The sequence below is a fragment of the Pseudonocardia kunmingensis genome (genome assembly GCF_006716445.1).
GTDB lineage: Bacteria > Actinomycetota > Actinomycetes > Mycobacteriales > Pseudonocardiaceae > Pseudonocardia > Pseudonocardia kunmingensis.
In genome coordinates, this window is record NZ_VFPA01000001.1 from 15,331 (window position 1) to 38,107 (window position 22,777).

Below are 22,777 nucleotides of genomic sequence, written 5' to 3' on the forward strand. Positions count from 1 at the left end.
GCGTGAATGTGTACCAAGCATGACCGAACGGCCATTGGCGTGATCGAGGCGAACTCAGCCCGACGTGCTGGCCATCGCGAACTGCTGCACGATCGCCGGGCAGAACGCAGGCAGGTCTGCGGGTGAGCGGCTCGTGGTGAGCTGTCCGTCAACGACGACCTCCTCGTCGAGAACCTCGGCGCCTGCGTGGCGCAGGTCGGTCCACAAACTCGGCCACGACGTCATTCGTCGCCCCCGCACGGCATCTGCCTCCACCAGCATCCAGGGCCCGTGGCAGATCGAGGCGATCGGCTTACCGGTCGCGACGAAGGCCCTGACGAAGGCGACCGCGTCGCTTTTGATGCGCAGGCCGTCCGGGTTGACAGTGCCGCCTGGCAGCAGGAGGGCGTCGTACTCGTCCACCGACGCATCGGCGACCTGCCGGTCGACGGGGAACGTCCCCGCCGAGACGAGATCGAACTGGCGGGCCTGAATCTCGCCGTGGTGGATCGAGAGCAGGTCGCTCGCCGCACCCGCCCCGTACAGGGCTCCGCGCGGCTGCTCGAGCTCGACCCGCTCGACACCGTCGGTGGCCAGGATCGCGACCCTCTTCCCCTGCAGCCCGTTCGCCATCGGTTTCTCCTCTCGTCAGTTCATGATCAGGCCCGGCAGGCGGATGCGATTGCCTGACCGAGTACGTCGTAGAGCGCCGCGGTGTCACCGTCGCTCCTGCTGAACTGCGCCACGTAGGGCGCGGTGATCTCCACGCTGGCGACGGCCACGGTGCGCCGGTTCAACACCACGGCGACGGCCTCCAGGTACCGGACCAGCGCGACGGTGACCCGGCCGCCGGCTGCGGCTTGCGGCGCCGGGTGCGGACGGGCTCGGCGAGCGCGGACGCCACGTCGCGGTGCAGCGGCATCCCCGCGGTGATGCCCAGCAGTTCGAGCGGGCGCCGGACCAGCCGGCATCCGCCCACCAATCGGAAGTCCGCTCCGGAGCGCTGTGCCGCGCGGTCGGTCTCGAGCAACGTCGTGATGCCGCACGCGGCGAGGAACCGGACGCCGTCCAGGTCCAGCACCAGCACGCGCACTCCCTGATCGAGCTCGCGCTGCAGCACGTCGAGCAGCCCAGCGGCCGTCAGCAGGTCCACGTCGCCGACGGCCTCGACCACGGTCGGAACCCCGGGTGCCGGTTCACAGCGACCTCGAGCGGCGGCGGGAACGGGTTCGCGCCGCGCCGCTGAGGAATCCGTGCATCCACCACCACATCCGAGCCGGGACGATCGAGCCAGCCGAGACGAGGAGACGTTGTCATGCGGGTCCTTCCCCTTGGGCTTGCCGAACGCGTGGCAGGGCCAGCCTGCAAGAGGGATCCGGGCACGAGCATCGACCCGGTGGTACCAAGCATTACTCCCAGGTTGGCCTCCGCAGGACCACCCGGAGCACCGAGGCCACGCGTGGAGCGCGTTCAGGGCGCCCGCGGGCGCGGTACGGTCGAGCCAACCGTCCCGTCGGCGTCGAAGGTTGGTGCGGGACCGCTCCCGCGTCCACGCCGAACTGCTGCCTGCGCTCGACGGCTTGCCGATGCACGCATGGTCACGGTTGAGTAACCTCTCCCATCACTCGTTCGTGTCGGTCGTGTTGCCTCCGACCGCCCCCGGAGGAGGTCAGCGCAATGCACGCAATGCAGTTGCGAGCGTTCCGGTCACGTCCCCTGGCGTGGTCATGAAGGCCTGGGCGGACCGGGCGACGGAGCAGCTCTCGGCATTGCGCAGTCTGTTCGTGCTGTCGCTGGAGATGTTCGACGCCACCGGTGAGGACGAGATCATCCGGCTGTGCAAGACCGCGGTTCCGGCGCTCGGCCCGTTCCGCTGCCGGGCGGGCTACCTGTTACGCGACGGGCAGCTACACCGTTCGACGACTGACGAGCCGGCGACGCAGGGGCAGGTCGAAGCCCTGGATGGCAACGAGGGGCCGATCGACCTCGCCGAGGACCCGTGGGCCTGGGCGTACCCGCTGCGCAGTCACAGCTGCCAGTGGGGATACCTGGTGATCGGCGCCGACATCGCGCCGTCGGAGGACGAGGGCCTCCTGCTGCGTACCCTGGTGCAGCAGACCGGCGCCGCTCTCGCCGGCGTGGGGCTGCTCCGCGAGCAACGCGAGCGCGCCGACGAGCTGCGCGATCTCGGTGAGCGTCTCGCCGTCACGAACGACCGGTTGACCGCTACGGTCGCCGACCTGGAGCTCCAGACGAAGGTGCACGAGGTGCTGACTCGCGTCTCCGCACGCGGCGGCGGCGAGGCCGGCATCGCCACGGCGCTGCACGAGCTCACCGACTTCCCGGTCGCGGTCGAGGACCGGTTCGGGAACCTGCGGGCGTGGGCGGGTCCGGAACGTCAGGAGCCGTATCCCAAGCCCGGCGAGCGGAGCCGCGCCGCTGTGCTGCGGCAGGCGCAGCGGGCGGGGGGTCCGGTCCGTGACGGTGACCGCCTCATCACACTCGCCCAGCCCCGGGACGGCGTCCTCGGGGTGCTTGCACTCATCGACCCCGACCGGGTCGCGCGGCGGCACCACGTGCTCGCCCTCGAGCACGCGGGCACCGTGCTCGCCGTCGAGCTCGCCAACCAGCACATCGTCGCCGAGGTGGAACTGCGGTTGCGCCGGGACCTGGTGGAGGACCTGATCAGCGGCGTGGACGACGGCGCCATCACCCGGGCGCGGGCACTTGGCCACGACCTGCAACACCCGCATCGGGTCATCGTCGTGCGGAGCCGCAGCCGCGAGACCGACGACGCCGTCGCGAGGGCGGTCGAGCAGACAGCCCGGCTGCACGGCGTCGGCAGCATGCTCACCCGCCGTGCGGGCACCACCGTCTGGCTGGCAAGGTGTCCGGCCGACGGCGGCCCCGAGCACCGGTGGCAAGAGATCCACACCGCGATCGCGCGCCATTTCAAGTCGGGCGCATTCGCTGTCGGCGTCGGCGGCCCTTGCGAGCGGACGGCAGACATCCCGCGCTCCTGGCGGGAGGCGACACGTGCGCTCGCCGTCCGGCAACGCTCGGTGACGCCCGACGGCGTGACCGCGCACGACGACCTCGGCATGTACCGGATCCTCGGCGCCGGCGGCAACAGCGACGAGGTCGACCAGTACATCCGGGAATGGCTCGGATCGTTGCTGGACTACGACGCCCGGCACCGCGCCGACCTCGTCGTCACACTGTCGAGCTACCTCGAACACGGCGGCAACTACGACGCGACGGCCCACTCCCTGACCATCCATCGCAGCACCCTGCGCTACCGGCTGCAGCGAATCAGGGAGGTCAGTGGTTACGACCTCGGTACTGTGGACCACCGCCTGAACCTGCACATCGCCACCAGGGCGCTGGCGGTCCTGCATCCGTCACCCTGAGCGGGCGTGGGGATCTCCGGGTCCGGGGAACAGCGACGGTAGGGGACACCGAGAAGCGCACCACCTGGCCGAGTTGGGCACGCTGCGAACAACTAACCGAACTGGTCACGAATGACGCCGGGTCCGGACCGGCAAACCGCAGGGTCGGTTGATTCCTCCCCAGATCAGATCGGTGGCTTTTCGGCCAGGACGTCAGCGGGCTCGATCGTGGGCTGGCTGAACAAGGTGCCGGTGTTCTCCGTGAGCCCCTCGGCAACCTTGCCCGACAGGTGCGCCTGTCGACCGCTGTCGTCCGGAAAGGCGTCGAAGATCCCGAACGAGGTGGGCCCGAAACGCAGAGCGAACCACCGCACCGTGTTGGGCTCGTCCTCCACGAGGGCTAAGCCGTGCCGGAGAAAATCCTCGACATCGTTCTCCCGCCCGGGTAGCGCTTCGATCCGGACGAGGAGCCCAGCGGTAATCGGTTCAGCCATGGCAGCCTCCCTTTTCGTGAATTTCACGGTCACTGAAACAGTCTCATAGAGATCCAGCCGATTGCCGGGCCTGCTCTTGCAGTGAGACCGTCACCTTCCTGCCCTGCGGTTCCTGCCCATCCTCCTCACCCTGTCGGTACCGCGGGGGCCGGCGCCGTCGGGTGTCTGGTCAGAACTGGAAGACGGGTCGCACGCAGCCGTCCTGCTTCCGCTTGAACATCTCGTAGCCCCTGGGTCCCTCGTCGAGCGTCATCGGATGGGTGGCGAGGTGCCGCGTCGGCAGATCGCCACCCGCGATCCGGTCGAGCAGCGCGGGGATGTAGCGCTGCCCGTGCTGCTGGGCGCCGCGGAACGTGAGCCCCTTGTTCATCATCGCCCCGAGCGGGAACTTGTCCACGACCCCAGCGAACACGCCGAGGCAGAAAACCGACCCGCCCTTGCGGCACGCGTATATGGCCTCGCGCAGCGCGGTGGGTCGGTCGCTCTGCAGCCGCAGCTGCTGCTTGATCTGGTCGTAGGCGTACTCGGGGCCGGGGCTGTGGGCCTCCATCCCCACGGCCTCGATGCACACGTCGGGTCCGCGACCGCCGGTGCGCTCGCGCAGCTCGGCGCCGACGTCGGTCCCGGTGTAGTCGAGGGTCTCCACCCCCATGTACTCGCGGGCCTGGCGCAGCCGTTCGGGGATGCGATCGATGACGATCACCCGCTCGGCGCCGAGCAGTACCGAGGCGCGGGCGGCGACCTGCCCGACGCCGCCCGCGCCCCACACCGCGACGACGTCCCCGGGCCCGACCCCGCCGAGATCGGCGCCCATCCACCCGGTCGGTCCGGCGTCGGAGGCGAACACCGCAGCCAGGTCGTCGTCGAGCCCGTCCGGTACCGGGAAGCTGCCGTGGTCGGCGAAGGGCACCCGGATGTACTCGGCGTGGCTGCCGGCCAGGCCGCCCAGGGCGTGGGAGTAGCCGAAGCAGGCGCCCACGTCCGACCCCCACAGGGCCTGCCGTGATGCCGGAGTTCGTGTTGGCGTTGTCGCACAGCGACCACAGGTCGTGGGTGCAGTACCAGCAGCGACCGCAGCCGACGAACGAGCACACGACGACCCGCTCGCCGACCTTGCGGTTGCGCACCCCGCTGCCGACCTCGACGATCTCGCCGAGGAACTCGTGCCCGAGCACGTCACCGGCCTGCATGGCGGGGACGTACCCGCCGAGCAGGTGCAGGTCCGAGCCGCAGGCCGCGCTTGCCCGTACCTTCACGATCGCATCGCCGGTGTTGCGGATCTCGGGGTCGGGCACCTGCTCGACCTTGAGCTCGTTGACGCCCTCCCAGCACAGTGCCTTCACAGTCGACCCTCTCCCTGTGCGATGTCGGTGGCCTTTCCCACCAGGCGGCCACCCGGGCCCGGATGGGTCGTCGGGGGCGCGTCGGGTCGGACGATCTCGCCCACCTCGAGGATGGACTTGGCCTCACGCAACGCGGCGCGCACCCGCTGGCGCGGGTCCTTCCCCTGCACGCGGGCGGCCGCTGAGGTCGGCCCCCCGCCGGTGAGCCGGGCGGCGAGTTCGGTGCCCTTGTCGCCGGGCGCGGGCCGGACCTGGACCTCGACGAGGTCACCCAGCTGCGCCAGCGGTGCGGGCAGCGTCCCGTCGGAGACGACCTCGTCCGGTGAGCGGAGGACCGTGACGACCAACCACCGGTTGTGAGTCGCGGCGTCGTCCCCCCGATGCGGCCCGGACATCGTCCGCCGCACCGCGCGGGCGCCCGCCACCCCGACCCCGGCCACGATCATCAGTCGGCCGATCAGCGCCTTCGTCGTCATCACCCGTCTCCTTCCGGTCCGTGCGGAGTCATTCGGCTCCTCCTCCCGGTGCCCGGAACGATCAGCCGGCCATAGCCGGCTTGAGGACGACCTTGGTCCAGCCGTCGTCCCGGTTGTCGAAGTGCTCGTAGGCCTCAGGTGCCTGGGCGAGCGGCAGCTCGTGGGACACGATCCAGGAGGGCGTGGCCTTGCCCGCAGCCACCAGGTCGCGCAGCCGCCGGTTGTACTTCTTCACCGGGCACTGGCCACTGCCCATGGTCTGGCCCTTGAACCAGTGCAGCCCGTAGTCGAAGGCGACCGCGCCCTGCTGGGCCATCTCGTCGGGCCCGCCCGGATCCTGTGGCACGTACACGCCCACCGAGCCGATCCCTCCGGTGAACCGCACCGACTTGACCAGGTTGTTCAGGGTCATCTCGGGGTGCTCGGTGCCCTGCGGGTCGTGGGCCTGGAACCCGACGCACTCACATCCGCGGTCCGCGCCCAAGCCCATGGTCTGGTCCAGGACGAACTGCACCGGGTCGGTCTTCGAGTCGTCGATGGCGATGGCGCCGATCTCCTCGGCCAGCCGCAACCGGTCGGGGTGGCGGTCCACGACCATGACCTTGGCGGCGCCCTTGATCGTGGCCGACAGCGCCGCCATCAGCCCGACCGGTCCGCCTCCGTAGACGACCACCGAGTCGCCGGGGACCACGCCGGCCATCTCGGTGGCGTGGTAGCCGGTGGGGAAGATGTCGGCGAGCATCACGTAGTCGTTCTCCTTCTCCGCCGCGTCCTCGCCCAGCCGCAGGCAGTTGTGATCCCCGTAGGGCACCCGCAGCATCTCGGCCTGCCCGCCCTGCCAGGGCCCCATGTAGGCGAACCCGTACGCGGCGCCCGCCATCTGCGGCTCGGGCTGGGTGGTCAGGCAGTAGTTCGTCAGGCCGCGCTCGCAGTTCTTGCAGAACCCGCACGAGATGTTGAACGGCAACACCACCCGCTCGCCGACCTGGACCTTGTCCACGCCGTCCCCGACCTCGACGACCTCGCCGAGGTTCTCGTGCCCGAACACCCGCCCGGTCTCGAAGTCGGTGCGGCCCTCGTACATGTGCAGGTCCGAGCCGCAGATGTTGGTCGCGGTGATCCGGACCAGCACATCGGTCGGCCTCTCGATCCGGGCATCCGGTACGTCCTGGACGCTCACCTTGCGGGCGCCTTCGTACACGAGAGCCTTCATGTCAACTCCTCAACGATCTTCACACCGTGCAGGACAATGGATCATCGTGGATCACGGAACGATCACCCGCCCCCCCCCAACTTCATCACGAGCGATCGCCAACGTGCTTCACTCGGACCGCACCTAGGTACCCCCGCCAGGACAGGGGACACGCAGATCGAGGCTCAATCTCCATGATTCTTTTCTGCGTGGGTCGCGCACGATGCAATTGCCCCAGACGTATCCGCATCTCTCGATACCGCTAGTCTCGATCTTCATACGGGCGTCAGCCGCCTTCGCCGGTTGATCTGATCTTTCTTGCCGGTGCCGTGGCGCGGTCGGCTCACGTCGAGATCTGGCGATCCTGAGCGGGTCCGTACACACGGAACCATGACGCCCAGCCGAGGGTGCGCTCAACGAGCCGCACTGCGCCGGCAGGAGGGAGAGTCGCGGGTGGCGAGCTGCCGCAGGGACTCGTGCAGCCGATCGATCACCATGACCGCAGTGCGGCTCAGCCACTGGAGCGGTCACCTGCGGCTCGCGTTCGACTAGCTCCGGCTCGCCGGAGACGCTTCGCCGCAGACGGCGCGGCGGTTGCGCGCCGCATCGGACGATCTCATGATCGTGGCGCCGCCCGAGCTGCGCACGCACCGCTCGATCGCCACTGTGACCTGCTCACCGCCGCCGTCGACCACGTGCACGAGGACAACCCGACCGGTGCGCCACGCCGGCGCCCGCCCACAGCCTGACGAGGACCCGAGGTCGCGCTGATCGAACCCGCCGTTGCTGGAGCCGATGCAGTCAGCGCAGCGTCCTCTCCGCGAGGCCCTTGGCGATGACGCGGACCGCGAGCGTCTCATCGGCCCCTTCGAAGAGGGACAGGACTCGCGCGTCCAGGAAGTACCGGGACACGGGGTACTCCTCGGCATAGCCGTAGCCGCCGTGCAGCTGTTGCGCCTCGCGCGTGACCCACTCTGCGGCGTTGCACGCCAGAGACTTCACCATCGAGGCCTCGAGCTGTCCCCCGCCCTCGGCGATGAGGTGCGCGCAGCGGTAGGTGTACGCCTGGCAGGCCGTCACGAGGTAGGCCATCCTGGCAAGCTTCGTCCGCGTCAGCTGGTAGTCCGCCAGTGCCGAGCCGAAGACGTGCCGCTCCTGCGTGTACCTGGCCGCGGCCTCGTACGCGGCCCGCATCAGCCCGACGGCTCGTGCCGCGGTCTGCATCCGCCCGTTCGCGAAGGCGTTCATCTGCAGGTAGAAGCCCCTGCCCAGGCCTGCGTCGCCACCGATCAGGTTCTCCGCGGGCACCAGGTAGTCCTCGAAACTGATCTCGAAGCTGTGCATCCCGCGGTAGCCGATGGTGCTGATCGCCCGCGCGTCGATGCGACCCCCGTGCTCTCCCTCGTGGATCCATGCATGACCCGGGAACCGCGGCTTCTCGATCACGAACAGGGACAGCCCGCGGTGCCTGTCCTCACGCGTACCCGTGCGCGCCAGCAGCAGGAGCAGGTCGGCTCGGCCGCTGAAGGTCGACCACGTCTTCACACCGTTGATCCGGTAGTGGTTCCCCTCGCGGGTGGCCGTGGTCGTGAGCCCCGCGACGTCCGAGCCGTAGTCGGGCTCGGTCACCGCGACGCCCACCATCAGCTCACCCGACGCGACGTCGGGCAGCCAGCGCTTCGCCTGCTCCTCCTCGCCCCCCTTGAGCAGGGCCGTCGCGAGGATCTCGGGCCGGGTGATGAAAGGACCGGCCAGCCCCATCGAACCGCGCGTGATCTCCTCGGTGGCCACCACCATCGCCAGCAGGTCGTTCTCGCTGTGTCCGGCGGGCCCACCCGACGCCGAACCGCCGTACTCCTCCGTGATCCCCATCCCGAACAGCCCCATCCGGGCGAAGTCGCTGATGAGGCTCTCGGGGACGTCGTGGTCGTTGCGGTGCACCGCCTCGGCGAGCGGGGCGACCTTCTCTCTCGCGAAGTCCCGGAAGACCCGCCGCGCCATGTCCAGCTCGTCCGTCAGGGGCGGGCTGGGCAGCGGCCCGGCGATCACCTGCTCGGTGATCCGCTCGAGGAGCTCGACCGACCGCGCTGCGGCGAAGGCCTGTGCGACGTCCCCGTGGTGCCACGGCAGCGCCTCGACGCCCCATGCCCGTTCCCGGCCCTGCACGCGGGCGGCGACCTCGGCGGCGACGTGTCCGGAGTACGCCGTGGTCAGCATCGCGGCCAACCCGCCCGACTCGCCCCACTCCAACATCGCCTCGCCTGCGCCGACGAGGCAGGCCGCCGCGGAGAGGTCGTAGACGAGCGCCTGCTCCCGGTCCAACCGCGCCAGGTCGACGCGGGCGTTCGACCCTCGGACGTCTCCCGCCAGACGGGACACGGCCCGGTCGACCACCTCCCGTGCAGCGGTCAGGAGCGTCCGGGCGTGGTCCACGGTTGCCTCCATGGCAATGTCCTTTCCGTCAGCGGTTGTAATGCGGAGCGACGCCCTCGAGGCCCCTCCACACGTCGTCGCATGCCGCCAGGACGTCGGGGGCAAGATCAGGCCCGGAGACGGCGTCGAGGTTCTTGCGCAGCTGGTCGACGCCGGAGGCGCCGAGCAGCATGCAGTCGGTCAGGGGGCGCCCCAGCACCCAGCGGAACGCCATTTCCACCAGCGTGAGGCCGGCCCCGGCGGCCACCTCACCCAACCGCTCCACCGCGTCGAACTGGGCGTCGTTCCAGTAGCGGTCCCGGTACAGCGACTTGCTGAAGCGCGTACCTGCCTCCGGCCAGCCGTCCCGCCGGTGCTTGCCGGTCAGCAGCCCTCCGGCCAGTGGGTTGTAGGTGACGTTCGTGAGCCCGAAGCGGGCGGAGCAGGCGGCGTACTCGGCCTCGACCCGGCGCCCCAGCAGGTTGTAGAGGGGCTGTGAGACGAGCGGCTCGGTCCAGCCGTTGGCACGCGCCAGGTGGAGCATCTCGGTGATCTGCCAGGCGGCGAAGTTCGACTGGCCGAGGTAGCGGACCTTGCCCTGCCGCACCACCTCGTCCAGCGCCTCCAGCGTCTCCTCGACGGGGGTGTCCCGGTCCGGCCGGTGCATGTAGTAGACGTCGATGTGGTCGACGCCGAGCCGACGGAGGCTGTCGTCGACCGCTCGCCGTACTGCGCGGCGGGAGAGCCCGGTCGCCTCCGGATCGGACTGGTCGACGGGACTCCCGAACTTGGTGGCGAGGACGACCTCGTCGCGGAACGGCCTGACGATCCGGCCGAGCATCTGCTCTGCCGCGCCCGCCCCGTAGTTGTTCGAGGTGTCGAACATGGTGATGCCGGCCTCGCGGCAGGTTCGCACCATGGCAGTCGCCTCGGCCTCGTCGACCTGCGTACCGAAGGTCATGGTGCCGAGGACGATCCGTCCCACGGCGAGGTCGGTGCCGGCCAGGGTGCGCTGCGGCACGGCGCGGCTCACGTCGCCACCTCCACCGGCTGCGTCGCCGCGGTCGTGACACCGCGACGGGCCAGTTCGGCGACCGCGTCGGCGCTGTACCCGAGCTCGGCCAGTACCTCTTCGGTGTGCTCGCCGAGCAGGGGCGGCGGCGCCGCACGTCGTGGCCATGGTGGGTGGGCGTCGACAGGTGTCGCGAGGTGCGTGAGTTCGCCGATCGTCGGGTGGCGGGTGGTGATCGTGCGGCGCTCCGCGGCGCGGAGCACGTCGGGCAGGGTACGGACCGGGGCACAGGCGACGCCGGCAGCGCGGAGCAGTGCGACAACCTCCTCCCGTGCGCGAGCCCTCAGCGCCTCCGTGAGAACGCCACGAACAGCGGGGCGCTCACGGGCGTCGGCCCCGGTATAGAGCCCGAGCGCCTGGCCGACCACGCGCCACGAAGCGCCGTCCCCCGCGTCGACGTGTACGTACTCGTCGTTCCGGCACGCGTAGACACCGGACCAGTCCTGCGGCAGGCGCTCTGCGTCCTGCGCGGCACCGGCACCGGCATAGGCCAGGAGCGGGGCCAGGATGTCCGCCTGCGCGAACAGCTGGGCGTCCAGCAGGCTCAGATCCACGGTCCCGCCGCGACCCGTGCGCGCTCGCCGGTGCAGGGCAGCGGTCACCCCGACCGCCGCCAGCACACCGGCTGCGAAGTCCGGCAGGCTGACACCCATGCGGACGGGGCGGCCCGACGGCGCCGCGCCCGCGAGCATCGCGCCGCTGAGCGCCTGGATGATGGGGTCGTTCGCCGGCTGGCGGACGTAGGGACCGTCCTGGCCGAACGCCGAGATCTCGCAGTAGACCAGGGCCGGGTTGAGCGCCAGCAGGCGCTGTTGCTCGATGCCGAGGCGCTGCGCGGCGCCCGGCCGGAGATTGTGCACGACGACGTCGGACGTGCGAGCCATCCGGTGGACGGCCTCGCGTCCCTCCTGGCTCTTCAGGTCCAGCGTGACGCTGCGCTTGCTGCGGTTGAAGCCGAGGTATATGGCACTCTCGCCGGCCGCGAACACTCCGCCCATCGCGCGCCCGATCTCACCGGTGCCGGGCGGCTCGACCTTGACGACGTCTGCTCCGAGGTCGGCGAGCAGCATCGTGCACCAGGGGCCCGCGACGAAGTGAGTGAGGTCCAGGACGGTGATCCCGGTCAGCGGCGCGGTCACGAGGACGCCCGGTTCCCGTCCAGGGCGAGGAGGGCCCAGTCGTCGTGCAACCGGCGGTAGAGCGCCTCCACCACCCAGTAGTTGCCGTAGGGCATCACGTCCTCCAGCGGGAAGCGGCTGATTCGCGCGCCGACCTTCTCCGGCGCGAGCGGGCCCCAGCTGCCGTGCAGCAGGACACCACCCGGCGACAGGTAGTTGAGCAGCAGCTCGTCGACGATCGCGTCGCCTGCCGGTTGCGCCCACCCGGCAGACTCGGGATCCAGGCGTGCGAGCCGCAGCAGGGCGTTGGCCGCGATCGACGCGCTGCAGGAGTCGCGCGGAACGGCCGGGGCCTGCGGGTCGGCGAAGTCGTAGAACGGGACGTGGTCCCCGGGGAGGTGGTCGACGTACCAGCGGCAGACCCGGCGTGCGACCTCGAGGAAGCCCGGGTCGCCGGTCGCCTCGTAGACGTTGACGTAGTTGTGCAGCGCCCAGGACTGCCCACGCGCCCAGGTCGATTCGTCCGAGTAGCCCTGCATGTTCCAGCGGCGGACCGGTTCGCCCGTCGACAGGTCGAACTCGATCGCCTGGTAGGTCGATCCCTCCGGGCGGACGATCCCGGCGGCCAGCAGAGTGGCGTTGTGCCGGACCGCGATCTCCTGCCGGGCGGGGTCGTCGCCCGCCGCCCAGTAGAACGGCAGGAGGTTCAGGCCCGTATCGATCACGGCCCGGTTGACACCGGGAACCTGGAAGAAGACGCCGACGCGGCGGTCGAAGTTCTCCGCATAGCGATCGACCGCGGCCCGCGCGGTCGCGGCGAGCGCAGCATCACCGCTGCAGCGTGCGCCCAGGCAGGCGGCGTAGAACAGGTCGCAGCCGGCGGCGGAGAAGCCCGGCGGTCGCCGGCTCAGGCAGTCGGCCACGGAGTACGCCAGGCGGGATGCGACCCGCGCGATCCCCTCGTCGCCGAAGTGCTCGGCGACGAGCCACAGCCGACCGGTGAGGAAGCCGACCCACTGGAACGTGGCCCAGGAGTCGGGCTGGTACGCAGGCGCGAGCTCGTAGCCGCCTGTCCGGTAGCTGAAGCGGGGCACCGCGCCGTCGGGCGCCTGCTGCATCAGCCGGACCACCTGCTGGCAGCCCACTCGCACCTGATCCATCGCCCGGTGGGCGACTTCCTGCCGCGCCGTCGTGTCGTGCGTCGTCGTCATGTCCTCATGCCCCTGTCGCCTTCGGTCATCCCGTCCCGCTGCCCACCACACATGCCCCTCACCGGTGGCTGAAGGACGGCTCCCGTCGCTCGACGAACGCGGCGACTCCCTCGCGCACGTCATCGGTTGCGAACACCCGTGCGAACAGCTCGGCCTCCATGGCGAGGCCCTCCTCCAACGAGGTCACGCCTCCGCGGTCCACCAGTTCCCGGACACACCGCACGGCCACCCCTGGTCGTCCGGCGAGCTCGCGCGCCCATCGTTCGGTCGTCTCGTCCAGGCGCCCGGCGGGAACGACCTCGTCGACCAGACCGATGCGGAACGCCTCATGACCGTCGATCGGCGCTCCGAACAGCATCAGCCGCTTCGCCCGCGACGGACCGACGAGGCGCGTCAGCAGCTGCGATCCGCCGTTGCCCGGGAAGACCCCACGGGTGATCTCCGGGAAGGCGAACTGCGCCCGGTGCGACGCCAGCCGGAAGTCCGCCGCCAGGGCGATCTCCAGCCCGGCCCCGAACGCCACGCCGTCGATCGCGGCGATCACCGGCCGCCCGCACCCCCGGATGGCGGCGGTCATGAGCTGCCCGGCACGCGACACGTCGTATGCGGAGCCGGTCCGGATGCGCTCCGGGAACTCCCGGATGTCGGCTCCCGCCGAGAACGCGCGCGGCCCCGCTCCGCGCAGCACCACCACCCGCACGTCGGCACAGCAGGCGATCTCCTCGAAGATCTGCGTCAGGGCGGCCTTGGCGCGAGCGCCGAGCAGGTTCAGCGGCGGGGCGTCGAGCACGACCGTTGCCACCGGGCCCGCCACCCGCAGCAGGACGGGGACATCGCCGACCGCGCTCACGATCCGCCCGCCACCGTGCCGTTCGTGCGCAGCCGGGCCACCTCGTCAACCCCGAAGCCGTACTGCGACAGCACCTCGTCGGTGTGTTCGCCCAGCAATGGAGGCGCGGACCGCACCGGCAGCGGATCGCCGTCCACCCGCAACGGCAGGCCGACCGTCCGCACCGAGCCGGCGGCGGGATGCTGCATGGTGCGGATGAGCTGGTTGTGCACGACCTGCGGGTCGGACATCGCCTCGCCGAGGGTGTTGACCGGACCGCACGGCACGCCGTGGGCCTGAAGGATGCCGAGCCACTCGTCCCGATCCCGTTCCAGCAGGATCGGTTCCAGCAGGCCGGCCAGGGCCTCGCGACGCCGGGTCCGCTGGACGTTCGTCGCGAAGTCGGGGTGCTCGGCCAGCTCGGGCCGCCCGAGGGCGGCGCAGAGCATGCGCCAGAACTTGTCGTTGATCGCCGCGATGTAGAGGAACCGGTCGCCCTTGCACCGGTACGCCTGGTACGGCGCGAACTGGGGGTGGCCGCTCCCCAGCCGCGGCTGTTCCTCGCCGTTGAGGAGGAACTCCTGGGCCCGCGGCCCCAGCGCGAAGATCTCCACGTCGAGCAGGTTGAGGTCGAGGTGCCGTCCGGGCCCGTTCTCGCCCCGCCCCACGACGGCCGCGAGGATCGAGAAGGCGGCCATCATCCCGGCGCCGAAGTCGGGCACGCTGACGCCCTGGCGCGCCGGCGGCCCGTCCTGCTCGCCGGTGATGCTCATGACACCGGAGAGGGCCTGGATGATCGGGTCGTTGCCCGGCAGGTCGACGTGCGGCCCGTCCGGACCGAAGGCGGAGATGGACGCGTAGACGATGCGGGGGTTGAGGGCGGCGAGGCTGTCGTAGTCCACGCCGAGCTCCGCGGTTTTCCCCGGGCGCAGGTTCTCGACGAAGATGTCGGCCTTCCCGGCGAGCCGGGTGAGCACCTCCCGGGCCTCGGGGTTCTTGAGATCCAGGGCGACGCTGCGCTTGTTGCGGTTGAGGGAGAGGAAGACCGCGCTCTCGCCGCCGGCGTAGACGCTGCCCGCCTGCCGGGACATGTCGCCACCGTCGGGGCGCTCGATCTTGATGACGTCGGCGCCGAGGTCGGCCAGGACCATCGTGCACCACGGCCCTGCCGCCAGGTGCGACATGTCCAGGACCGTCAGGCCGGCCAGGGGAAGATCCTTGCTCACCGTGCAACATCTCCTTCGTCCAACGGTGCGTCCGGGTCGGCGGCGTTCCACCGCGGCTTTCTGCGTTCGAGGAACGCCTGGACGCCTTCGGCGCTGTCGGCCGTCAGCGCGTTGAGGGTGAGGACGTTCCGAAGGTGCTGCAGCGACTGCCGGAACTCCATGTCCGCAGCCTGGTGCAGGGCCTGCTTACCCATCCGGAGGACGCCGGAGCTGTACGACGAGATCGTGTCGGCCACGCCCCGGACGTCGTCCCACAGGCACTCCCGGGGGACGACCGTGTTGACGAGGCCCATGTCCCTGGCCTCCGCCGCGGTGAACCGCCGACCGGTGAAGGCCATCTCGAACGCCTTCTTCTCCGGGACGGACCGCAGAATGGCGGCGCTGATGATGAGCGGGAACCGCCCGAGCGTGATCTCCGGGGTGGCGAACAGCGCGTCCTCGGAGGCGATGGCCAAGTCGGCCGCCGCAACGAGCCCGAGCCCGCCCCCGAAGGCGTAGCCGTGGACCGCCGCGATCACCGGCGTGCCGATCGTCCGCATCGTCTCGGTGCTGCTGACGATGCTGTCGAACTCGGTCTGCAACTGCTCCGCGGACTTGCCGCTGACCTCGCGGAGATCAGCCCCGGCGGAGAAGCTGCGCTCCCCCGCTCCCCTGATCACGATGCACCCGACGGCCGGATCGGCATCCAACTCCTCCAACGACGCGCGGAGCAGGTGGTTCGTGGCCGTGCTGAGGGCGTTGTGGACCTCGGGCCGATCGATCACCAGCCAGGCGACGCGCGCCTCCCGGCGCACTACGACGAGCGGCTCATCGGTCGCCTGCTGCGTCTGCGGCACCGCCGGCATCACTCCTCCTCCTTGTACACCACGGCCGGCCTGCGCCCTGTGGCTCGCTGCAGAGCGGGCGCGGCCAGCAGCAGCACGGCAATCGCGAAGATGGCGAGGCAGAGCGGGCTGGAGGCGAAGGATTGCACCGTTGCGCCGAGGTCGCCGTCGTTGAGGGTGAGGGACCGGCGCAGGTTGGTCTCCATGAGCGGGCCGAGGATCAGGCCCAGTACCAGCGGCGCCTTGGGCACGCGGAAGGCCACCATGACCAGCCCGAGCACACCGAACGCCAGCATCATGAAGACGTTGAAGGAAGTGGCGCGCAGCGCGTAGGTGCCGACGACGGCCAGGACGATGACCACGGGGATCAGGATGTGTCGCGGCAGGTTGACCACCTGTGCGAACCGCTTCGCTGCGGCGAGCCCGAAGACGAGGAGGAACACGTTCGCGACGACGAGGCTCAGGAAGATCGCGGAGACCAGTGACGGGTCCTCCTCGAACAGCAGCGGGCCGGCCGTCACGCCGTGCAGGGTCAGCGCCCCGATCAGGATGGCGGTGACCGAGTCGCCGGGGATTCCGAGCGACAGCATGGTCGTCATGGCGCCGCCGGCGCAGGCGTTGTTGGACGCCTCGCACGCCGCCACGCCCTCGGGCTCACCCGTTCCCATCCGCTCGGGGTGCTTGGACAGGCGGGTCTGCTGACCGTAGGAGACGACACCGGCGATCGTGGCGCCCGCGCCGGGCACGGCACCGACGACGACGCCTGTCACCGACGAGCGCACGATGACCCACTTCAACCGGTTCAGCAACGACCAGGATGGCAACACCCTGTCGAGCTTCTGGGGTATCACCGCCTTCCCGTGGCGTGCTTTGCCCACCTGCTCGAGGAGTTCGGCCACGCCGAAGACGCCGATGACCACCGCCACGAACTCGGCACCGCTCAGCAGGTCCGCTTGACCGAACGTGAACCGCGGGTAGCCGGAGACCAGGTCGATGCCGATCGTGCCGATGAACAACCCGAGCAGCCCGCTCGCGAGACCCTTGATCAGCGATTTTCCGGCGATGTAGGAGATGACCGTCAGGCCCAGGAGGGCGATGGCGAAGTACTCCTGGGAGCGGAAGCTGCCGGCGACCGAGGCGATCACCGGCGCCATCACGGCGAGCACCAGTGCGCCGCCGATGCCGCCGAGGAAGGACGAAGTGGTGCTCACCCCGAGCGCCTTGCCACCCTCCCCCCGCTTGGTCATCGGGTAGCCGTCGATGCCGGTCATCATGTCCGCCGGTGTGCCCGGAAGGTTCATGAGGATGGAGGGGATCCCGCCCCCGTACAGCGCCCCGAGGTAGATCCCGATCAGGAGTGCGATCGCCTGGGTGACCGACATCGAGTAGGTGACGGGCACCAGAAGTGCGACACCCATGTTGGCGGTCAGGCCGGGCATCGCGCCGAACATGATCCCCAGCAATGTCCCGGCGGCGATCAAGAGGATCGTCAGCGGGTTGAGTACGAGCGAAAGTCCGTCGGTGTACAGCGAACCTGCGGCGGCGAGGAGCACGCTGATTCCCTTCCGGTTCGAACAGTTCTGAGGGCGCGAACGGCTACGGCAGGATTCCCGGAGGGATCGGAACGGCGAGGGCGAACACGAACGTCGCGTAGAGCGCCGCGCTGATCGCGCCCGACAGCGCCGCCGCCGACGCGTACGACGCGGTGTTCCGCTTCGGAGACAACCAGATGATCAGGATGGTGAGGAAGAGGAAGGTCGAGGTCGCGTAGCCCAGGCCGGAGGAGAACGCCACCCAGACGTAGACCACGGCCGCGGCGACGAACGGCGCGACGCGCCGGAGCACCTGCGTCATGCCGATCGGCGCGTCGGCGGTGTCTGGCGTGTCCGCCCCTGGCGCCGCGGGCGCGGCCTGCTCGCCCGTAGCGTCCGGCGCGCGCGGATCGTCCCGCTCTTGCGACCTGCGGGCCCACAGACCCGCCACCGCGATGAGAACGCCCAGGGCGCCGAGGGCGACGCCGATCGCCCGGGGGAAGAGCGCCGGGTCGGCGGCCAGCGAGGCGGCGGGCGGGTAGTCGTGGGTCGTCCCGACGATGAGCAGACCCATGACCACGAAGGCGATGCCGAGGATGATGTCGCGCATCTGCTGACCTCCTGAAGTCCCTGTTGTGCGCGGCAGGTCGCCGGGTCAGCGCTCCGGCCGGGTGGTGAGGACGCCCAGGGGCCCGAACAAGTCCTGCACGAGCTCGTCCTCCCGCTCGAGGTGCCCCCGCAGAGCGGCGGCGTCCTCATAAGCGATCTCCACGCCGGCGTGCGCCATCGCATCCTTGAAGGTTTGGGACTCCGCGGCGTTGCGCACGGCCGTCTCCAACGCGGCGAGCACCTCATCCGGCGTTCCCTGCTTGGCGACCAGCCCGCGCCAGACCGCGTACTCGACGTCGATGCCCTGCTCGCTGAGCGTCGGCACGTCCGGGAAGAGCGGAGACCGCTGCTCCGACATCACCCCGAGCATCTTGGCGCGGTCCGCCTCGACCATCGCGACGGCCTCGGCCGGGCTGATCGTGGTCGCCTCGACCTCACCCGACGCCACCGCGTTCCCGGCGTCCCGGCCACCCGGGTATGGCACGTACTCCATCTCCAGGCCGCCGGCGGCCTGTCCGAGCAGCAGCCCGGCCGCGTGCCAGACGCTTCCGACTCCGCTCGTGCCCACGTGCACCTCGCCCGGGTGCTGCTCGGCGTAGGACACGAACTCCGCGGCCGAGTCGTAGGGCGCATCCGCTTGCACGGTCAGGCCTGCCACGTCCTTGACGACGACGCCCACGGGCGCGAACTGGGACAGCGGGTCCACCTGTGGGGCTCCCGTGTAGGGCAGCGTCGAGATCGTCCGGGACACGATCAGCAGCTGGTGGCCGTTCGCAGGGTCCGCGGCCAGCCGGGCTGCCGCCACGGCCCCGGAGCCCCCCTCGATGTTCACCGGCAGGACGGTGGTGCCCAGCTCCTCCTCGAGTGCGGGAGCCAGGCCGCGCGCCACGATGTCGAACGTGCCGCCGGCCGGCGTCGGGATGTAGATCGTGACCGGCCGATCGAAGGAGACGGCGCCGTCGCTGGTCGCCGGCGCTGCTACCCCGCCGCTGCAGGCGGCGACGCCCAGCAGGAGAGCCGCCGCGGCGAGTGTGCGGACTGCGCGATGGAGCATCGTTGCTCCTCCTTGGTATGCGGGGATTTGGAATACCACGCGACGGTATCCAGCGTCCCAGACGTCGTCAAGGGGGCGTCAGGCTCGCGGCACCTCGTGGATGCGCAGGCCGGCCTCGACCCAGCCGCGGTCCCACGTTCCCGCCGCGATCGCGGCGGTCTCGGACGCCTCGGCCTCGCGTTTCGCCTCGGCGGCGACGAGCACGTCCTGCAGGCGTGCGCGCGGAATGACGGCCACGCCGTCCTCGTCCCCCACCACCAGGTCGCCGTCCTGCACCGCTATCCCCGCGAGCGACACGTCGCACCGCAGGTCACCGGGTCCGTCCTTGTAGGGCCCGAGGTGGCTCACGCCGGCGGCGAAGACGGGCGGGGCAGACCTGCCGAGTTCCGAACGATCACGAACGGCGCCGTCCACGACGAGGGCGGCGAGTCCCCTCGCGCTCGCGTACCGACCCATCAGACCACCGAGGATCGCCCGGTCCGTCGCTCCCGAGGCCGCGACGACGAGCACCTCGCCGGGCCGCGCGATGTCCAGGGCCTTGTGGACGACCAGGTTGTCGCCGGGCCGGGTGCGCACTGTCAACGCCGCTCCCGCCACTACCCGCCCGGGCGCGAGGCCGGCCACCGGCAGGAGTCCAGGCGCTCCTGCCCATCGTCCGAAGACGTCGGAGACGAGCGAGGTTGCCAGCCGTCGGAGACGGTCGACGACGTCGTCGGCGGGCAAGGGCGTTGCGGGGTGGAGGCGGCAGTCGACGGGCATGGGGATCTCCTGACGGGTCTCGTACGGCGCGTGGGTGTGGTATACCAAATTCTGTGCACAAAGTGCCAGCCTTAGCCAGGGTCCGGTCGGTCGAGACCCGGGGCGCGCGCGCGACACAGCTGTCCGACCGCGGAATGAGAGGATGCCGGCGCCGCGGACCGGCGCAACGAACACTCGGAAGTGCGGGCGCCGTCGGTTCCGTGATTGCCCGGACATCTTGGCGGCACCGATCGGAGGAGATCTCATGAAAGCGCTCGTTCCCATCGAGCCCGTGCAGCTCGGTGACCGGGCGTTCGACTCCCTCCGGATGGCGATCATCACCGGCGAGCTCGCCCCCGGGGAACCGTTGCGTGATCGGCAGCTCGCCGCGGTGCTGGGCGTCAGCCGCACCCCCGTCAGGGAGGCGCTCCACCGGCTCGAGGCAGCGGGTCTCACGGTGTCGCGCGGCCGGGCAGGATGGGTCGTGAGCCCCTTCACCGAGGACGACGTCCACGAGCTCTTCCAGGTTCGGGTGCTGCTCGAACCGGTTGGCATCGACGAGCTGGCCGAGGATCCGGACGAGAAGGCCATCGCGGAGATCGAGCACTTCTTCGACGGCTACGAGCGGCCGATCCCACCGGCCCGCACCTCGGACTACTTCCTGCGCGACAACGCGTTCCACACACGGATCGTCGGATGCAGCAGGAACAAGCGGATCCGTGACATGTATGCGGTGGTGGAGAGCCACATCGAGCGTGGCCGGTACCTCGCAGCGGAAGGCCGGGCCGACGAGACCCTGGACGAGCACCTCGCGATCGCGCACGCCATCGCCCGTCGCGACTTCGCGACCGCCCGCACTCTCCTCGTGGAGCACTTGCGGTCGGGTGAGCAGCTGATGCTCGAACGGATCCGCGACCACCGGTAGGCCGCGGCGGGGCGGTCAGCCGCCGGAGCTGCGCAGCGCCACGGAGATCGCCCCGGCGGCAGCCACCACGCTCGCCGCCAGCCCTTCGAGCTCGTGGTCGTCGACGGGCTCGAGGCAACTGAGGCTCAGCGCCGCGATGGTTGCGCCCGTGTGGTCCCGTACCGGCGCGGCGATACCGGTGACCGCCGAGTGGAACTCGTGGTTGTCGATGGCATAGCCGACTTCGGCCTGCTTCCCGAGCTCCCGGGCGAAAGCGTCGGCGTCCGCGATCGTGCGCGGCGTGAGCCGGACGAATTCGTGGTCCGCCAGCCACCCGCGCAGCTCCGGGTCCGGCAGCGCGGCAACCAGCACCTTTCCCAGGGCGGTGGCATGTGCCGGGAGCCGCGTGCCGATCTGCGTCACGAGACGTAGCGCGCTAGTGCGGTCCTCCACCTTCTCGATGTAGAGGACCTGGTGCCCATCGAGCACGGCGAGGTTGCAGGTGCAGCCCGTCGTCCCGGACAGGTCCTCCATCGGGGCACGCGCAAGGTCCCGAAGGTCGATCATGTCGAGCGCGGCGGCAGCGAGCGAGAACAACCGGATACCGATCCGGTACCGCTGCGCCTCGTCCCTGACGACGAGGTCCTTCGCCATCAAGGTCTGCAGCAGCCCGTGCGCCGTGCTCTTCGGGATCTCCAACGCCTGCGCAATCTCGATCAACCGCATCGGCGTCCTCCGGCTGCCGAGCAGCTCCAGCAGCGACACGACCCGGTCGACGGACCGCACCAGCCCGTCACTGCTGACCATCGCCGCCGCCCCCGTCCCTCACACCATCCCCATCGCCATCGCCCCGCTGAGCAAGATGCCGAACACCGCGCAGAAGACCACGAACTGCGTCAGCAGCTTCTTCACGAGAAGAGCTTCCCGCCGTACTCGATGAGGAGCCGGGCCGAGAAGTACCCGTAGAACAGCACCGCGAAGATCATAACGCCGAGCCGGAGCCCGCGGAGCCGGATCGCCTGGGGCAGAGCTCGGCGGTTGAGACGGATGAGCAGCACGGAGTACACGAACATCACCACACCGGACAACGCCGAGGACACCACCAGCAGGGCGAGCGGCTGACTGAAGCCCGCCATCAGGATCAGCGAGCCGATCCCCACCATGGACCACACGAACACGAAGTAGAGGCGGCTCTCGGTCCAGCGGATGCTGTCGGTGAGGTACACCGTCTTGAGGACGTCGGCGATGATCCGGCTGACGTAGTCGACGTTCGCGAGCGCGGTGAGCAGCAGGCCAGCGCCGCCGATCACCCAGAACAGCGTGCCGAACCAGGGTCCGACCGTGCCCTTCAGAGCCTCGCCCATGCCGCGGATGAAGTTCAGGTCGCCTGCACCGGGCACGTCCCGGCCGAAGACCGTGGAGTAGGCGAGCAGCGAGAGGACGACGATCGAGAGCACCGTCAGCGCCCAGAACGAGACGAGCTGCTCGATGTTGGCCACGCGCCACCAGCCGCGGAACCGGCGCAGGTTCCCGTCGTCCTGACCGACCATCGTCCCGGTTGCCGCTTTCGCGACGTCCTCGCCCGTCACCGGCGACACGATCCGCGGGATGAGGGCACCCATGCCGAAGCCCTTGTCCCGGATCCAGTTGCTCTGTGCGAGGTTGGCCAGCGCGCCCGCGCCGGCGAAGGCGATCGCCCCCAGGACGACGGCGGGGTCCAGGTCGCCGGGCATGGGCCCGAGGCCGGTGCCGATACCGGTCACTGCGGTGCCGAGACCGGCCCACGCCTGCGCACTGATCGCCGTGGTCAGCGCGACGACCAGGAAGACCAGCACCGCGACGACCTTGACCATCTCGATCTTCTCGACCGTGTTGTAGACGACCGGTGAGACGGTCAGCGTGACCGCGATGGCGACCAGGGCGATCACGGCCACCCACGTCGCAGCCGACGGGCTCAGCCCGAACACGAAGCCGAGCGTGGTGGCCCCACTTGTCGCCCAGCCTGGCCAGACGATGGTGATGAACGCCGACAACGCCATCACCACACCCCACGGCTTCCAGAGCCGGACGAAGCCGGCGATCGCCGTCTCCCCGGTGGCGAGCGTCCACCGCTCGATCTCCATGTTGAGGAAGAACTGGATGGTGACGCCCACGACGGCAGCCCACAGCATCACCAGGCCGACCTCGGCGGTGATGTAGGGCCAGAGGACGTACTCCCCCGAGCTGACGGCGAGCGCCGCCAGGATGACGCTGGGCCCGAGCACGCGCCGCAGCGACTTCGGCTCGGGGATGTCCCCGTACGCCATCGGGGGGAGGTTCTTGCTGGGCACTTCCGACGCGAACTGCTTCCGGGCGACGACGTCGTCGGCCATGAG

General features: G+C 70.2%; 22 protein-coding genes and 1 pseudogene. 2 read left to right on the forward strand and 21 right to left on the reverse strand.

All coding sequences use genetic code 11. The annotated features are described in order from the left end of the window. Positions 1-54: 54 nt before the first annotated feature. Genes FB558_RS00070 through FB558_RS43000 form a run of 3 tightly spaced genes read right to left on the reverse strand, consistent with a single transcriptional unit; the run spans position 55 to position 1,153 of the window. The gene (locus FB558_RS00070) at positions 55-612 is read right to left on the reverse strand and encodes a type 1 glutamine amidotransferase domain-containing protein (protein WP_142046939.1); all 558 of its coding nucleotides are present in this window, start codon (positions 610-612) and stop codon (positions 55-57) included. A gap of 26 nt (positions 613-638) precedes the next feature. Further along, positions 639-782, reverse strand: a complete 144-nt coding sequence (locus FB558_RS42995) for a hypothetical protein (protein ID WP_170231122.1) — start codon at positions 780-782, stop codon at positions 639-641. Beyond that, the gene (locus tag FB558_RS43000) at positions 773-1,153 is read right to left on the reverse strand and encodes an STAS domain-containing protein (RefSeq protein WP_170231123.1); all 381 of its coding nucleotides are present in this window, start codon (positions 1,151-1,153) and stop codon (positions 773-775) included. Before FB558_RS43000 ends, FB558_RS42995 begins: the two co-directional genes overlap by 10 nt. A 553-nt stretch (positions 1,154-1,706) precedes the next feature. Between FB558_RS43000 and FB558_RS00080 the strand changes: the two genes are divergently transcribed. Beyond that, positions 1,707-3,389, forward strand: a complete 1,683-nt coding sequence (locus tag FB558_RS00080) for a PucR family transcriptional regulator (RefSeq protein WP_142053439.1) — start codon at positions 1,707-1,709, stop codon at positions 3,387-3,389. Positions 3,390-3,553: 164 nt separating this feature from the next. Here FB558_RS00080 and FB558_RS00085 read toward each other — a convergent pair whose 3' ends face one another. The 16 genes and pseudogenes from FB558_RS00085 to FB558_RS00155 form a co-directional block, all read right to left on the reverse strand. Continuing rightward, complete coding sequence (locus tag FB558_RS00085; protein WP_246106173.1) at positions 3,554-3,895, reverse strand: putative quinol monooxygenase; 342 nt, start codon at positions 3,893-3,895, stop codon at positions 3,554-3,556. A gap of 136 nt (positions 3,896-4,031) precedes the next feature. After that, on the reverse strand, positions 4,032-4,841 hold the full coding sequence (locus tag FB558_RS00090) for a zinc-binding dehydrogenase (protein ID WP_246106174.1): 810 nt from the start codon (positions 4,839-4,841) through the stop codon (positions 4,032-4,034). Positions 4,842-4,926: 85 nt separating this feature from the next. After that, positions 4,927-5,205, reverse strand: a pseudogene (locus tag FB558_RS44265) (alcohol dehydrogenase catalytic domain-containing protein); the annotation flags it as partial. Further along, positions 5,202-5,681, reverse strand: a complete 480-nt coding sequence (locus FB558_RS00095; protein WP_211365899.1) for a hypothetical protein — start codon at positions 5,679-5,681, stop codon at positions 5,202-5,204. The gene FB558_RS00095 and the pseudogene FB558_RS44265, both read right to left, overlap by 4 nt. A gap of 61 nt (positions 5,682-5,742) precedes the next feature. After that, entirely contained in the window at positions 5,743-6,894 is a 1,152-nt protein-coding gene (locus tag FB558_RS00100) for a glutathione-independent formaldehyde dehydrogenase (RefSeq protein ID WP_142046945.1), read from the reverse strand. A 780-nt stretch (positions 6,895-7,674) separates the two neighbouring features. Next, positions 7,675-9,318 carry an acyl-CoA dehydrogenase family protein gene (locus FB558_RS00105; protein ID WP_142046947.1) on the reverse strand — a complete coding sequence of 548 codons (1,644 nt, stop codon included), beginning with the start codon at positions 9,316-9,318 and terminating at the stop codon, positions 7,675-7,677. A gap of 16 nt (positions 9,319-9,334) precedes the next feature. Further along, positions 9,335-10,318 carry an aldo/keto reductase gene (locus FB558_RS00110; protein ID WP_246106175.1) on the reverse strand — a complete coding sequence of 328 codons (984 nt, stop codon included), beginning with the start codon at positions 10,316-10,318 and terminating at the stop codon, positions 9,335-9,337. Beyond that, positions 10,315-11,496 (reverse strand): CaiB/BaiF CoA transferase family protein, encoded by a 1,182-nt coding sequence (locus FB558_RS44270; RefSeq protein WP_246106176.1) that lies wholly within the window; start codon positions 11,494-11,496, stop codon positions 10,315-10,317. The genes FB558_RS00110 and FB558_RS44270 overlap by 4 nt, the downstream gene beginning before the upstream one ends. Next, positions 11,493-12,686, reverse strand: a complete 1,194-nt coding sequence (locus FB558_RS00120; RefSeq protein ID WP_170231124.1) for a glycoside hydrolase family 88 protein — start codon at positions 12,684-12,686, stop codon at positions 11,493-11,495. The genes FB558_RS44270 and FB558_RS00120 overlap by 4 nt, the downstream gene beginning before the upstream one ends. A gap of 58 nt (positions 12,687-12,744) precedes the next feature. Continuing rightward, on the reverse strand, positions 12,745-13,536 hold the full coding sequence (locus FB558_RS00125; protein ID WP_170231125.1) for an enoyl-CoA hydratase/isomerase family protein: 792 nt from the start codon (positions 13,534-13,536) through the stop codon (positions 12,745-12,747). Further along, positions 13,533-14,741 carry a CaiB/BaiF CoA transferase family protein gene (locus tag FB558_RS00130; protein WP_142046957.1) on the reverse strand — a complete coding sequence of 403 codons (1,209 nt, stop codon included), beginning with the start codon at positions 14,739-14,741 and terminating at the stop codon, positions 13,533-13,535. The genes FB558_RS00125 and FB558_RS00130 overlap by 4 nt, the downstream gene beginning before the upstream one ends. Beyond that, positions 14,738-15,586 carry an enoyl-CoA hydratase/isomerase family protein gene (locus FB558_RS00135; RefSeq protein ID WP_142046959.1) on the reverse strand — a complete coding sequence of 283 codons (849 nt, stop codon included), beginning with the start codon at positions 15,584-15,586 and terminating at the stop codon, positions 14,738-14,740. Before FB558_RS00135 ends, FB558_RS00130 begins: the two co-directional genes overlap by 4 nt. Further along, complete coding sequence (locus FB558_RS00140; RefSeq protein WP_142046961.1) at positions 15,586-17,118, reverse strand: tripartite tricarboxylate transporter permease; 1,533 nt, start codon at positions 17,116-17,118, stop codon at positions 15,586-15,588. Before FB558_RS00140 ends, FB558_RS00135 begins: the two co-directional genes overlap by 1 nt. Positions 17,119-17,161: 43 nt before the next feature. Then, positions 17,162-17,707, reverse strand: coding sequence for a tripartite tricarboxylate transporter TctB family protein (locus FB558_RS00145; RefSeq protein WP_142046963.1), 546 nt, complete (start codon positions 17,705-17,707; stop codon positions 17,162-17,164). A gap of 45 nt (positions 17,708-17,752) precedes the next feature. Further along, positions 17,753-18,760 carry a tripartite tricarboxylate transporter substrate binding protein gene (locus FB558_RS00150; protein WP_142046965.1) on the reverse strand — a complete coding sequence of 336 codons (1,008 nt, stop codon included), beginning with the start codon at positions 18,758-18,760 and terminating at the stop codon, positions 17,753-17,755. A 78-nt stretch (positions 18,761-18,838) separates the two neighbouring features. Beyond that, complete coding sequence (locus FB558_RS00155; protein WP_342787342.1) at positions 18,839-19,837, reverse strand: RraA family protein; 999 nt, start codon at positions 19,835-19,837, stop codon at positions 18,839-18,841. Here FB558_RS00155 and FB558_RS45110 point away from each other — a divergent pair. Then, entirely contained in the window at positions 19,764-20,423 is a 660-nt protein-coding gene (locus tag FB558_RS45110; protein WP_170231126.1) for a GntR family transcriptional regulator, read from the forward strand. The genes FB558_RS00155 and FB558_RS45110 overlap by 74 nt on opposite strands. Before the next feature lie 15 nt (positions 20,424-20,438). Here FB558_RS45110 and FB558_RS00165 read toward each other — a convergent pair whose 3' ends face one another. After that, entirely contained in the window at positions 20,439-21,188 is a 750-nt protein-coding gene (locus tag FB558_RS00165) for an IclR family transcriptional regulator (protein WP_170231127.1), read from the reverse strand. Between the two features lie 122 nt (positions 21,189-21,310). Then, positions 21,311-22,774 (reverse strand): Nramp family divalent metal transporter, encoded by a 1,464-nt coding sequence (locus tag FB558_RS00170; RefSeq protein WP_142046973.1) that lies wholly within the window; start codon positions 22,772-22,774, stop codon positions 21,311-21,313. Positions 22,775-22,777 lie beyond the last annotated feature (3 nt).